General features: G+C 65.8%; 9 protein-coding genes and 1 riboswitch. Of the genes, 6 read left to right on the top strand and 3 right to left on the bottom strand.

Annotation, left to right across the window (positions count from 1 at the left end; translation table 11 throughout):
• Positions 1–108 precede the first annotated feature (108 nt).
• Positions 109–993, bottom strand: a complete 885-nt coding sequence (locus K1X74_05595; GenBank protein MBX7165804.1) for a DUF1559 domain-containing protein — start codon at positions 991–993, stop codon at positions 109–111.
• 210 nt (positions 994–1,203) lie between these two features.
• A riboswitch (cobalamin riboswitch) is annotated at positions 1,204–1,435 on the bottom strand.
• Between the two features lie 140 nt (positions 1,436–1,575).
• Between K1X74_05595 and K1X74_05600 the strand changes: the two genes are divergently transcribed.
• Positions 1,576–3,240 (top strand): hypothetical protein, encoded by a 1,665-nt coding sequence (locus tag K1X74_05600; protein MBX7165805.1) that lies wholly within the window; start codon positions 1,576–1,578, stop codon positions 3,238–3,240.
• A 120-nt stretch (positions 3,241–3,360) separates the two neighbouring features.
• Here K1X74_05600 and K1X74_05605 read toward each other — a convergent pair whose 3' ends face one another.
• A complete protein-coding gene (locus K1X74_05605) occupies positions 3,361–4,932 on the bottom strand; it encodes a sigma-70 family RNA polymerase sigma factor (GenBank protein MBX7165806.1) in 1,572 nt (523 codons plus the stop codon).
• Positions 4,933–5,668: 736 nt separating this feature from the next.
• Between K1X74_05605 and K1X74_05610 the strand changes: the two genes are divergently transcribed.
• Entirely contained in the window at positions 5,669–6,193 is a 525-nt protein-coding gene (locus K1X74_05610; GenBank protein MBX7165807.1) for a hypothetical protein, read from the top strand.
• Positions 6,194–6,228: 35 nt separating this feature from the next.
• On the opposite strand, the gene K1X74_05615 is transcribed toward K1X74_05610, so the two are convergent.
• A complete protein-coding gene (locus K1X74_05615) occupies positions 6,229–7,011 on the bottom strand; it encodes a phytanoyl-CoA dioxygenase family protein (GenBank protein MBX7165808.1) in 783 nt (260 codons plus the stop codon).
• A gap of 169 nt (positions 7,012–7,180) precedes the next feature.
• Here K1X74_05615 and K1X74_05620 point away from each other — a divergent pair, with 169 nt between their 5' ends.
• The 4 genes from K1X74_05620 to K1X74_05635 all read left to right on the top strand — a co-directional run bounded on the left by K1X74_05620 (position 7,181) and on the right by K1X74_05635 (position 12,134).
• Positions 7,181–8,173 (top strand): NADPH:quinone reductase, encoded by a 993-nt coding sequence (locus K1X74_05620; GenBank protein MBX7165809.1) that lies wholly within the window; start codon positions 7,181–7,183, stop codon positions 8,171–8,173.
• A gap of 142 nt (positions 8,174–8,315) precedes the next feature.
• Complete coding sequence (locus K1X74_05625; GenBank protein MBX7165810.1) at positions 8,316–8,897, top strand: sulfotransferase family protein; 582 nt, start codon at positions 8,316–8,318, stop codon at positions 8,895–8,897.
• Between the two features lie 46 nt (positions 8,898–8,943).
• On the top strand, positions 8,944–9,771 hold the full coding sequence (locus K1X74_05630; protein MBX7165811.1) for a hypothetical protein: 828 nt from the start codon (positions 8,944–8,946) through the stop codon (positions 9,769–9,771).
• Positions 9,772–9,776: 5 nt separating this feature from the next.
• Positions 9,777–12,134: a DUF1080 domain-containing protein gene (locus tag K1X74_05635; protein ID MBX7165812.1), complete on the top strand. Its 2,358-nt coding sequence runs from the start codon at positions 9,777–9,779 to the stop codon at positions 12,132–12,134.
• Positions 12,135–12,157 lie beyond the last annotated feature (23 nt).

Below are 12,157 nucleotides of genomic sequence, written 5' to 3' on the forward strand. Positions count from 1 at the left end.
TCGCAGGCAGATCAATTCACGGGCGTTCCTTCGGGGGGCAACCAGCTTACGGAGTTGGCTTTTGGATATTTCAATGAATCAGGGAGTCTGCAGGCGCACGCCGCGGGGTTACTTCAGCACATCCTGCGGCACGATGTCCTTCGAGGCCCGGCTGCACAGGGCGAACAGCGCCTGCACGTCGATCCGATCGCCGATGAAGTGCACGCTGCCGTCGCCGCAGAGCGCGTTGACGCCTTGCGGGTGATCGCTCCACAGTTCGTCCTGCTGGATGCGGTTGGGCGTCACGCTGACATCGAAGATGTTCTGCCCGTCCGCCCAGGCGCCGTTGAACAATCCGCCACGGCCGGTGTCTTCGGCGACGAGAATCGTCGAGCCGAGACCGTCGCGGAACTCGGCCGCGGCGAGCGGCTTGTCGTAGATCATCGCGCCGTTGGCCGGCGGATAGCCCGACTTGGGCAAACCGACGCCGAACATGCCGCCGTAATCGGTCACGCCCATGTCGTCGCCCGGGTCCCACCGACCGTTGCGGTTGCGATCGCCCGTCGATTGATCGCGGCGATCGGCCTTCTTCGTCGACGGGTTGATGGCCAGCCGCCCCGTGCTGGGACACAAGTACACGGGCACCACGTTGGCCGTCGCGTCGCGATTGGCGGCGCTGTTGTATTTCTGGTCGAGATGAAACTGGCGATAGACGGCGTCGAGCTCCAGTTGCGGCAGAATCAGCACGCTCCAAGCGATTTGCTTGCGGCCGTTCTCGATGCAACCCGGCGGGAAGTGCTGCCAGCGTTTTTCGTAGTTCAACAAGGCCAGGCCGATTTGCCGCAGGTTGGCCGCACATTGGCCGCGGCGCGACGCTTCGCGGGCGCTCTGCACGGCGGGCAGGGCCAGCGCCGCCAGGATCGCCAGCACCACGACGACCACCAGCAATTCCACCAGGGTGAAGCCGCGCGGCGCGCGGCGGCAATCGGTCACATCGGTCCGGCGGGTCTGCATCGGGCCAGGCTCCTCAGGTTCAGTCGAATTCGCGCGCAGCCGTGCGCCTCGCACGCAGTGGACGCGGCAAGCACATGCGCGCACGCCAACGGCCAGGGGGGCTGCGTTCGGATCAACGAACCTGGATTAGCGGACTCCAACGGGCAACATTGCCGTCGACGATGGACGTCTCGGCGGACGTTGCGCTCTCCAGCACTCGCCCTCGCAAATGCTGTCGATTTCGACGTTGGTAGGTCTTCTGACTCCCGAGCAGGATTCGCCTGGCCTTCTCGCCGCGTCGAGCCTGCGAAATATCGCGGGCTCGTCGGGGCAATGGCCGCAGGAAGCGGCGAAACCCTCGCGCTCGGTTACAGCGGCGGGGCCGTCCCGGATTTGCACCGGTGTTCCCTGTTTGTCGGCGGCTGCGAAACAACCACCGACCACCAACGCCATAACAACAAACCAGACCTTAGCCCTGCGTCAGCGGGTTGTCAAGCGCGCCGGGCCACTCTTGATCTGGCCCTCGAACCGGCGACGATAAACGCATTCTGGAAGGCGCTTGAGCGCCACATCGCTCACACGGGTGTCTGAGGAGGTGCGGACATGCGCGCGTCGACGTTGCGATACGCGAGTTTGGGGGCGATCGTGCTGGCGCTCGGCGCGGCTTTGGTCGCCACGCAGGCAGCCGATCAACCGCAGCCGGCGAAACACTTCAAGGGGCTGGGGGATTTCCGGCGAACGGTCAGCACCTCGTCGCCCGAGGCTCAGCAGTTCTTCGATCAGGGGTTGTGTTTCCTGTTCGCCTTCAATCACGACGAGGCGATTCGTTCGTTCACCGAGGCGGCACGGCTCGATCCGCACTGCGCGATGGCCCATTGGGGAATCGCGCTGGCCAACGGTCCGCATATCAATAATCCCGTTGTCCCGCCGCCGCGCGCCGAGGCGGCATGGGCCGCGCTCGCCGCCGCGCAGCGCGAAGCGCCGCCCGCTTCGCCCGTCGAGCGCGCACTGATCGAGGCGCTGGGCGCGCGTTACGCCCATCCGCAGCCGGAAGATCGCGCGCCGCTCGACGCCGCATATGCCGACGCGATGCGCAAGGTCTGGCAATCCTTTCCCGACGACGCCGATGTCGGCGCGCTGTTCGCCGAGGCCTTGATGGACCTGCGGCCCTGGGATCAATGGACGCCCCAAGGACAGCCGCAACCCGGTACCGAAGAAGTGCTGGCCACGCTCGACAAGGTGGTCCAGCTCAATCCGCGCCAGCCGCTGGCCCTGCATCTCTACATCCACGCCGTCGAAGCTTCGCCCGAGCCGGGCCGCGCGCTCGAAGCAGCCGATCGGCTACGCGATTTGCAGCCGGGCCTGGGCCATCTCGTGCATATGCCGTCGCACATCGACGTGCGTTGCGGTCGTTGGGCCGAGGCGGTCGTCGCCAACCGTAAGGCGATCGTCGCCGACGCGGAATATCGCGCGGAGTCGCCTCAGCAAGATTTCTACCGGCTCTACATGGCGCACAACTATCACATGCTCGCCTTTGCCGCGATCATGCGCGGTCAGAGCCAACTCGCCTACGACACGGTGCGGGCCATGCTCGAAGCGATGCCCGAGCCGTGGATAGCGGCCAATCCGTACATGGCCGACGGCTTCCACGCGATGCCGATCGAAATCCTCGTGCGCTTCGGGCGCTGGGACGACGTGCTGGCCGCGCCGGAGCCCGCCCAGCCGCTTAAGCTGGCGCGGGCCCTGCGCCACGCGGCCCGTGGCGTGGCCTTTGCCGCGCAAGGCAAGTTGCCCGAGGCCGAAGCAGCGCAAGCGGCCATTCGCGCGGCGGCCGCGGAGATTCCGGAAGACGGCCGCATGGGCAACAATTCGGCCCGTGACGTGGCCGCCGTGGCCGAGCATCTGCTCGCCGGCGAGGTGCTCTACCGTGCCGGTAAAGTCGACGCAGGCTTCGCCGAGTTGCGCCGGGCGATCGAGCTCGAAGACGCCTTGCGCTACGACGAGCCGCCCTCCTGGATCCACCCGGTGCGCCACGCCCTGGGGGCGATCCTCCTGGCCGAAGGCCGCGAGGAAGAAGCGGCCGTCGCCTATCAGGAAGACCTGAAGCGTTGGCCGAACAACGGCTGGTCGCTGTACGGTCTGGCACGCTGCTATCGCCGGCTGGGCAAACAGGCAGAGGCTGCCCGGCTCGAGGAACAATTCGCCGGGGTGTGGCGCGACGCCGACGTCAAGTTGCCGTCGAGCTGCTATTGCCAGCCGGAGAAATAGCCGGGCCGCGGCTGTCCGCGGAGTTGGACGCACGATGTTGCCGCTGCGCAACAAAAAAACCCCCGGCAAAACTGCCGGGGGCGATCGTTGAATTCGCGGCTCGAAGCAGAGCGCCTCTTCTCAGTCGAGGAAGCCCGACAGCTCCTGAGCCCGCGTGGGCTGCTGCAGCTTGCGGACCGCCTTGGCTTCGATCTGCCGGATACGTTCGCGGGTCACCTTGAAGATGTGGCCCACTTCTTCCAGCGTGTAGCTGTAGCCGTCGCCCAGGCCGTAACGCAGCTTGATGATCTCGCGTTCGCGGTAGCTGAGCGTCTTCAGGACCTTGTTGATGCGCGACCGCAGCATCTCTTGCGCGGCGCCGTTCGCCGGGCTCTCGGCGCTCGAATCGGGCAGCAGGTCGCCGAAATGGCTGTCCTCGCTGTTGCCCACCGGGCGGTCGAGGCTGATCGGGTAGCGGCTCATCGCCAATACGCGGCGCGTCTCTTCGATCGGCGTGCCGGCGGCGCGGGCCGTTTCTTCGATCGTCGGCTCGCGGCCCAGTTCCTGCAGCAGCTTGCGCGACACGTTGCGCACCTTCGACATGGTTTCGACCATGTGCACCGGGATGCGAATCGTGCGGCTCTGATCCGCCACGGCGCGAGTAATCGCCTGGCGAATCCACCACGTGGCGTACGTGCAGAACTTGAAGCCGCGGCGATACTCGAACTTATCGACGGCCCGCATCAGGCCCGCGTTGCCTTCCTGAATCAGGTCGAGGAAGCTCAGGCCGCGGTTGCGGTACTTCTTGGCGATCGAGACCACCAACCGCAGGTTGCCTTCGGACAGACCGCGCTTGGCCTTCTGATAGCGGGCATAAATCTCGCGCACGTACCGGCAGCGGTTCCGCAGGCTGGTCGGCGTCTCTTGCAGGCTCCGCAGGATGTGCCGCACCTCGTTGATCCACGGCTGCCGTTCGGCCGGCGAAAGCCGCAGCCGCTTGTGCTGCTCGATCTTGGCCCGCAACTCGTCGACCCGGCGGCTGAAGTCGTACATCACCTGGATTTTCTGTTCCAGTCGCTGGGTCCGCAGGCCCAACTCCTCGACCAGCCGCACGGCCCGGCGGCGGCGACGCGCCAAACGCTGCCAGGCGCTCTTGCGCTGGCTCTGCCGCGTCCGCTTGCTGAGGGCCGTGATGTAGTCGCGGCGATTGCGCTTGATCAAGATTTCCAGCGTCCGCAGATTGTGCGGCAGCCGGCCTTGAATCTGGTCTTTCTCGAGCCGGTCGGTGACCGAAACCTGCACCGTGCGATCGAAGGGCAGCTCGCCCGCCTGCACGCGCCGCAGGTCTTTCACCGCGGCCCGCAGGAACAGATCGCATTCGAGCAGCTTGCGCCGAAACAGCGCACGGGTAATCTCGATCTCCTTGGCCAGGGCGATTTCCTGCTTCCGCGTCAGCAGCGGAATCTCGCCCATTTGCGTCAGATACATGCGGACCGGATCGTCCGACCACGACTCGGTCTCTTCGCCTTCCGCGAGCAAATCTTCAGGACGCAAATCGGCATCAGGCTCGGCTAACGAAACATCCGAGGCGTCGTCGCCGAATTCGTCGACTTCGGCAACGTCCTCCTCGGCCTTCTCCTCGACCTCGTCGACGAGGTCATCGGGAGACGGTTGATCATCATCTTCGAGCTCTTCCAAGAGTGCGTCGTACAATGCTGCGCTCCTACGGGTTGCCTAGAGGGGTGGGCTCGACCAAGGGCCTTCGGGTCGATCGCACGCGTCCCATCAGGTGCTGCTCAGGTGTTGTGGTTTGAACGGGTCGCTGCTGGCCTCCGCGGCGCGCAACGGGCGCGTGAGGTGGCGAAATCCCTGTTAATGAGCGGCACAAACGGGTGGGTGAGCCCCCGGGGCCGATCACCACGGCCGCCAAGCGCTCAACGATCGTCGGACCCAAGATTATCCCCAGAACGGTAATGAAAAGCCAACAAATTCTACCACCAATCGAGCGCACGACCGGCCACTGAGTCATTTGGAAGAAAGTTTCAGTTGGGTAAGCTGAGCTAAGGTGGCGCATCAAGTTACCCAATCTTCCTATATTCGCCAATCCATTGGCTGGGGCGACTCAGAAGATCCTTGTTCGGCTCGGGCTGCGCTTGCTATGCGAATGTTGCTCGCCGCAGCCTCAAACAGGACACTTGGCCGGGAAATCGCCCGTTGGAACTCTCTACACTACGCACGACGAGCCGAGTTGGTTGGCCAGCGATTGGTTGCGTATCTCTAGGGCTAGCAATGCGCACCGCCAGGTCCCACGGTCCAACGCGCCGACTAGCGGAGGACGCTCGTGCGGTGCAGCCAGCTTACCATCTTTTTGGGGAGCCGTTGCGCGGCGGTGAAAGCTCCGGCGGGCACTCACCTGGGGCGCAAAGTGCCCGCAGCCTAGAATCGCTGCATGACGATCAAGTACCTGCTGCCTTGCGCGTGTGGAGAGCGGCTGGCGGTCGATTCGACCCAGGCCGGTTTGGAGTTGAAGTGCCGCTGCGGCGCGGCGCTCGTCGTGCCCACGTTGCGGGGCCTAAGCCAGTTGGAGCGGGCCCCCGATGTGCCGACCGCCAGGGCCCATGCCTGGGGACCTCGCGAAGGTGCCGTCTATTTCGTGGCCTGTCTGACGGTGTTGGCCGCGCTCACTGCCTGGTATTGCCACCGCGAGTCGGGCCGGCACGAGATGTTCATCCGCCACGAGGTCGTTCGCGAGATCGTCGGGCAGATGACTCCCGGCAATCTGATGCACGACTGGCGTCAGTTCAAAAGTGGCATCGACAAGACGCCTGACCCGCAGGTCGAGGCCATGACCAGCACGCATCGCGGTTGGCAGACCGCCACGCAGGTTTCGACGGTCGCGGCCGTGGTCTTGCTGCTGTTCACCATCGCGGGATTGGTCTGGATTGGGCTGGCGCGACAGGCCGTGCGCGGCTGAAGCGCTGGGCTCCTCACTTCCGCCGATGCGCAGGCCTAATTTGCGCGCTGCTCGGCGGCGGCGCGTCCCCAATCCTTGATGGCCGTCTCGGACACGCGCGCCAATGGTGTGTAGGCCGGGTGGCGCGTTTCGCGATACGGACTGTTGCGCGCGGCGTTGTAGCAGCAGATGATCGACCACCGCGGGTCGGGCGAAAGATTCTGGTCCGAACGGTGCAGCAGGTTGCAGTGGAAGAACAAGGCGTCGCCCGGTTCGGCCTCGACGTAGACCAGTTCGTGCCGCTTGAGCGCCTCGTCGACGCGCTCCTGGTCGGCGCCGGTCTGCTCGCCGGTGCGCGCGTGAGCGATACGGCCCAGTTGGTGCGAGCCCACCAGCACCTGCAAGCAGCCGTTGGCGCGCGTGGCGCGATCGACCGAAACCAGGCAACTCAGCAGCAACGGATACAAGCAGGCGTTGTGATACCAGTAGCCGTAGTCCTGGTGCCATTCCCAGGCGCCGCCGACCTTGGGCTCCTTGAGCATCATCTTCGTGTGCCAATGATAGACTTCGCCGCCCAAGAGTTGTTCGGCTCGATCGACGATGCGCGGCATCCGCCCGAAGAGACCGTAAAGATCGTCGCCGGCATGGTTCCACAGCGCCAGCCGTGTGCCCAACCCCGTCGCGTCTTTGCGTTCGTAGGCGCTTTGCTGGAGTGCGGCGTCGTTGCGGGCAAAATCGAGCAGGGTCCGCATCTCCTCGCGATCGAATAGTTGTCGCACCAGCAGAAATCCATCGCGCTCGTACTGCGCGATTTCCGCGTCGGACCAGGGCAGGGGCATCGGTGTGCTGTCCTTTTTTGCGCTGCGGCGAAGTGAGACCGGATGAGCCCGAATTATAGCGCGCCGTGCCGGTTGCCCGCCGCCGGCGCGTGGCCGATAATACGCCGCTTGCGGCAAAATTGCCGCCGTTCGCTGAATGTTCCGCGCCGATTCCCCGCAGGGCCCTGCCATGAAGGCTGCTTTGATTCGTCAGACGGGTGCGCCCGATGTGATTGAGTACGGCGATTTACCCAAGCCCGAGCCCAACGGCAGCGAAGTGCTCGTGAAGGTTTCGGCCGTCGCAGTCAACCCGATCGACACCTACATCCGCGCCGGCATGGTGTCGATGAAATTGCCGATGCCGTTTGTCATCGGTTGCGATCTGGCCGGCGTCGTCGAGGCTGTCGGTCCGACGGCCAAGACGTTTCGCCCCGGTCAGCGCGTCTGGGGAAGCAACCAGGGGCTGCTGGGGCGCCAAGGAACCTTCGCCGAATACGCCACGGTCGACGAGTGCTGGCTGTATCCCACCCCCGACAGCGTGTCCGACGAGCAGGCCGCGGCCGGAGCGCTGGTGGGCATCACCGCCTGGCTGGGCCTGGTGCGCGACGCGAAGCTCGCCTCGCGCGAGACGATTTTTGTCCACGGCGGCACCGGCGGCGTCGGTTCGGCTGTGGTCCAAATCGCCAAGGCCCTCGGCGCGCGGGTCATCACCACGGCCGGCAGCGACGCCAAGGTCGAGGCCTGCCGCAAGCTCGGCGCCGACCTGGTGATCAACTACCAGACGCAGGACAAGGCCGCCGCCATCCGCGACGCCGCGCCCGACGGCGTGAACGTCTGGTGGGAAACCTTGCGCGAGCCCGACTTCGACGTCATCGTCGCGGCGCTGGCCTCGCGCGGGCGAATCGTGTTGATGGCCGGCCGCGAGGCCCGGCCGCCATTCCCCGTCGGGCCGTTCTATGTCAAAGGCTGCTCGATGTATGGGTTTGCCATGTTCAACGCCACGCCCGAGGAACAGCGCAAAGCAAGCGTCGATCTGAACCGGTGGATGGCGGCCGGGCAGTTAAAGCCCCGCGTCGACCGGGTCCTGCCCCTGGCCGAGGCCGCCGCGGCCCATCGCCTGCAGGAAGAAAACACCCTGGCCAAGGCCGGCACCCTGGCCGGCAAAATCGTGCTTCGCCCGTAGCAATTCGGGCCTGCCTGCAGGCCGCGCCGGCACGATCGGCGCTCTGGCGAGGGCCGCGTTGAACTTCTCGCGCCGCCGATTAAGCTACGGGTTCCCGCGGGCTTTCCTCCCCCTCCAGTCGAGTTGACCCCGAGTGCCACCGATGACTCAGCGCGATTACCTCACGATCGTTTCCGGCCTGCCTCGCTCGGGCACCTCGATGATGATGAAGATGATCGAGAAGGGGGGCATCCCGGTGCTGATCGACAACATTCGCACGGCCGACGAAGACAATCCGAACGGCTACTACGAATACGAGCCGGTCAAGAAGACCAAGGAAGACTCGTCCTGGGTGGCCGGCGGCATGGGCAAAGTCGTCAAGATGGTCCACCTGCTGCTGTTGGACCTGCCGCTCGACTACAAATATCGCGTCATCTTCATGCGGCGCCATCTCGACGAAGTGGTCAAATCGCAGAACGTGATGCTCGAGCGTCACGGCGAGAACACGGCCGACCTGCCGCCCGCGGCGATCAAGAAGCTCTACCTGTCGCAGATCGACAAGGTGCAGCAATATGTCGACACGCATCCGCAGTGCTTCGAGATGATCGAGATCGACTACAACGAGATGCTGGCCAACCCGGGCCCGTGCGTCGAACAGATTAGCGACCTGCTCGACGGTCTGGATAAGCAGGCGATGCTGGGCGTGGTCGATCCGAAGCTTTACCGCAACCGCGTCGCGACCTGATCGCGTCCTGTTGTTTCGGTCTCGTCGCTAGGGACAGGAATGCGACGTGCCCCCATCGCCCGCCGTTCGCCGCACTTTGATCGGGCTGTTGCTGCTAGCGCACTTGGGGCTGTTTCTCTCTCGCGACGCGGCGGCGTTGCTGTTTGGTGCTCGCCTAGGCATCGTTCCCAACGTCGCCGTGGTATCGATCCTGATCGCGCAGATGACGCTGCTGGCAGCGTGGACCGCATTGGAGAGCGAGTTGCAATTTGCCTGGCGCGCCATCGTCTTGGGACTGGCGCTGCCGCTGACGGTCCGCTGGTGGATTGGGCCGCACTCTGCGGCGGGCCCGGCGGCTTTGTTGTTATGGTTCTATGTGTTGTTTCCCTTGGTGCTCGGACTGATCGCTAGCGCGGCATTGCGATGGGGCGGGTTTCGCCTGAGTGTCCTGCGCGCGCAGCCGGTTGAATGTCGCGACGGTCGCTACGGCACCGCGACCCTGTTGGCACTTTGCCTGGCGACCGCCCTGGCATTGGGTCTGCTGCCCAAGGACGCCCGCCAGACTTTGGTCGACGTGCGCGCCATCCAGCAGATCTGGCAGAATCCGCATGAAACACGCTGGGTCTACGCGCATCTCGTCATGATGCTGTTCGCCTGCCTGTGGCTCTGCCTGGGCTCGCGACGGCGACTGTGGCCGGCGATGCTGCTGGGCGTCGGGCTGATGGCCCAGTCCAGGCAAAGCAATCGCGAATTGGTCACCTGGTATCTGATCACTTGCGGCATGTTCTGCGCGACGTTTCTCACGCTGCGCGTGGCTGGGTACCGCTGTTCACGCCGCAGACCCAGGCCCGCAGCGCCGGAAGCTGGGAACATGACCGGCGGCGGTCTATCCTAGGCGGCATGCACGCACGAATCTTCTCCGCGCTCGTCGTTTTCCTGCTCCAACTGAACCTGGCCGGCGCCTTGCGCGCCGCCGATCCGCTGGCCCTCGAGCTGATTGCCGCCGACGACTCGCTCGCCGGCTGGCAGTATGGGCCCGACGCGCCGCGCGGCTGGACCGTGCGTGAAGGTACCTTCGTGGCCTCCGCCGAGGCGACGCCGCTCATCGGCGGCTGGAGCTTCGGCGATTTTGAGTTGGCCTTCGCTTGGACCGGCAACTGGCATCTCGGCCTGTTGCCCGTCGGCGACGGCCAGCCCTGGGAAATTGCCCTCGGCGAAGGCGAAGGTGAGACCTGGATCGATGCTGCAGGCGATCATGCCGTCGCCAAGCAAGCCGTGGCAGCGCTGCCGGATGGCGCTCCCCATCGGGCCATCGTCCGGCGGTTCGGGGCGCGCCTCATGCTCGAGGTCGACGGGCGCCGCGCGGTTTCTTGTGCGGTCGACGATAGTCTCCGCGTCCCACGTCTCGCGGGGCAGGGAGAGCTGCACGGCCTGGTGCTCGACGAACCGCTCGGCGAACCGCTGTTCAACGGGCGCGACACGGCCGGCTGGAAGGTCACCTCGGGCCGCATGTGGCGCGTGGCCGACGGCGAGCTGCACGGTGGCGGAGGCTCAAACTACTTGCGCACCGAGGCCGAGTTTGAAAACTTCGTTTTCGCGCTCGAGTACAAACAATCGACCGGCGGCAACTCGGGCGTTGGCATTCGCACGCCCGACGGCGGCTGGCCCTCGGGCGACGGCATGGAGTTGCAGCTTTACGACGAGCCGCTCAGCACGCCGCTCAACAAGCATTCGACCGCGGCGATCTACGGCAACATGGAGCCGCTGGCCCGTGCCGATCGCCCCGACGTCTGGAATCGCGTGGTCGTGCGGGCCCAAGGACGCTTGATCAGCATGTGGGTCAACGGGCGGCTCGTGCAACACGCCGACACGCGGCTTTGCCCCGAGCTGAAGTATCGCCGGCTGCGCGGCTGGGTCGGCGTGCAGAATCACCAGGACCCCTCGCGGATGCGCAACATCCTGCTGCGGCAGTTGCCCGACGGCGAGGGGCCGGACGACTGGCGCAGGGCGCGGCCCGAGCCGGCGTCGCGCCGTGCGCTCGAACCCTGGATGAACAGCCAGCGTCTGGCGGAGCAGGGCGTTGCCGTAGGGTCGTCGCGCGCGATTCAGGCGGCGGCCGGCGAATCGCAAGCCGTCGAACTGGCCGGCCCCGGCGCGATCACGGCGCTCTGCGGCGCCGCGACCGAAGGGCGCGTCGTGATCGAGATCGACGGCGCGGCGGCGATCGATTGTGCCCTGAGCGAGCTGTCGGAGCGCGTGCACGCCATCGCCGCGGCGCCGGCACAACTGGCCTGTTATGTGCCGTTTCGCCGCGCGGCCCGTTGCACCTTTACGGCGCTGGGCACTCCGTTGAATCTGCGGCTCGATCATGTCGCCGCACCGGAGAACACGGTGCCCGAATCGTGGGGCGACGGCGCCGCTTGCGAGCGCGGGCTGCATTCGGCCTTGGCTTATCGCCGGCAACAACTCGAGTCGGGCCGGCATCGCGAGGGCGACGAGGTGCAAGTGGTCGAGATGAAGCAGGAGAGCCTCGAGCCGGGCGCGCAATTATCGGTTGAGTTTCAAGAGCAGTCGGGCGTCGTGGTGCGCACGACTCTCGGCGCGCCGCTCCAGTTCCTGCGCGACGATGCCCTGTGGGCGGAAGTCTATGTCGACGGGGAAAGCACCCCGGCGCTAGCCGCGCCGGCGCGGTGGCTGTTCCCCGGTGCCACGACCAGCAAGTACGTCAACTTCGTCGTCACCGAAGACCAGGGGCTCGTCAGCCTGTTGGGGATGCCTTTTGCCACCGGGCTGCGATTGGTGATTACCAACCGGGGCGACGAGGCCGTGCGCAACGTGCGCTTGCATCTGGCGGCCGACGGCGAGTCTTGGCGCACCGCGCCGGCCATCGAGCCGGGCCTGCGGCTGCGCGGCGTTTTCCATCGGCATGACGACGCGGCCCCTCTGGCGCTCGCCGGGCGCGGATGCCTGGTCGGTCTGATCGCCGAGCCGCTGCCCGACGCCGGCGGACCGCCGCGAGTCGCGCAGATGCGCGTCGACGGCCAGCCGGCGGTCGACGGCGAGCTCGACTCGCTGGCGTTCTGGGGGCTCGCCGCGGCCGAGGGCGATCAGCTTGGCCCCTTCGCCGGTCGCGCCGGGCCAATGATCTGGCGCTGGTTTCTGCCCGCGCCGCCGGCCTTCGAACGCGAATTCACGCTCGATTGGTGCGCCGACGCCGGCCCTTGCGATTGCTTGCTGCTCTATTACGGAAGGCCCTGAATGCGGGTTGGCTGAGGCACGGC

This window comes from Pirellulales bacterium, assembly GCA_019694435.1.
Classification (GTDB): domain Bacteria; phylum Planctomycetota; class Planctomycetia; order Pirellulales; family JAEUIK01; genus JAIBBZ01.

Bases quoted from the DNA above. Each gene is read 5' to 3' on its own strand.
- K1X74_05595 (MBX7165804.1), bottom strand. From the start codon at position 993: ATGCAGACCCGCCGGACCGATGTGACCGATTGCCGCCGCGCGCCGCGC.
- K1X74_05600 (MBX7165805.1), top strand. From the start codon at position 1,576: ATGCGCGCGTCGACGTTGCGATACGCGAGTTTGGGGGCGATCGTGCTG.
- K1X74_05610 (MBX7165807.1), top strand. From the start codon at position 5,669: ATGACGATCAAGTACCTGCTGCCTTGCGCGTGTGGAGAGCGGCTGGCG.
- K1X74_05615 (MBX7165808.1), bottom strand. From the start codon at position 7,011: ATGCCCCTGCCCTGGTCCGACGCGGAAATCGCGCAGTACGAGCGCGAT.
- K1X74_05620 (MBX7165809.1), top strand. From the start codon at position 7,181: ATGAAGGCTGCTTTGATTCGTCAGACGGGTGCGCCCGATGTGATTGAG.
- K1X74_05625 (MBX7165810.1), top strand. From the start codon at position 8,316: ATGACTCAGCGCGATTACCTCACGATCGTTTCCGGCCTGCCTCGCTCG.
- K1X74_05635 (MBX7165812.1), top strand. From the start codon at position 9,777: ATGCACGCACGAATCTTCTCCGCGCTCGTCGTTTTCCTGCTCCAACTG.